This window comes from Streptomyces sp. CO7, from assembly GCF_053474865.1.
In genome coordinates this window covers 1-822 of record NZ_JBRIOU010000049.1, presented here as the reverse complement: position 1 = coordinate 822, position 822 = coordinate 1, and the positions used below count along the sequence as shown (strand labels likewise).

Here is an 822-nt window from a genome sequence, read left to right as displayed (position 1 = left end):
GTCCGCCACCTCCTTCCGCCACTTCTGGGACGCCCGCGGCCTGCACGAACCCGGGCAGGAACCGCCGGACGTCCCGCCGATGCGGTCCTGGCAGCGGTTCGCCCGCCTCGGCGAGACCCTGCGGCGCCCGCCCGGCGGGGACGACGCCGTGGTGCTGCTGATCCGCGGCGAACTGGTGCGGCGCTTCCCGTCCCTCGGCGTGCACGCCCGCCGGGCGCTGGCGCCCCTCACCCCCGGCGGACCACGCCGCCTCGCCCAGGACCGGACCGACCCCGTCTTCCAGGGGACCGTCGGCGAGGACGTGCTGTTCCTGGGCTTCCCGTTCACCGCCGCCGACGCGCTGGGGGAGCACGACGACGGCCACGGCTTCTTCTTCGTCTTCGAGGAGCACCCCGGGGCGCCCTCCTTCGGCCTGGACGTCCCGCCCGCCGACGCCGCCTGGGGAGTGCCCCCGGCCGCCTGGCAGGACGCCGGCTGGGCGGCGCTCGCCGGCTCGCAGGAGCAGCTCGACGCTCTCCGCCACGTCGACACCACCGCGCTGGACGCCGTCCCCAGGCCGGTGCGCCCCGGTGAGACCACGCCGCCCCAGGTCTGGGGACGCAACGCGGCCGCGATGGCCCGGATCACCCTGCAGCGGCCGGTGAGGGTCGCGTACCACGCCTCCGCCCTGCTGCCCGCCCACGGGCCCGGTCTGCGCGTCACCCACGTCCGCAAGCGGATCCCCGGCAGCGACCAGGTCTTCGTCCGCGAGATCGCCGGCCGGCACCCCGACGGCGGCTGGTGGACCCTGACCGCGGTCGAGGCACTGGACGCCCTCGACGC

1 pseudogene is annotated in these 822 nt (G+C 77.0%); it reads left to right on the top strand.

The features are described 5' to 3' along the window. Positions 1 to 822 (top strand): annotated as a pseudogene (locus tag ACOV8S_RS31015) (hypothetical protein); the annotation flags it as partial.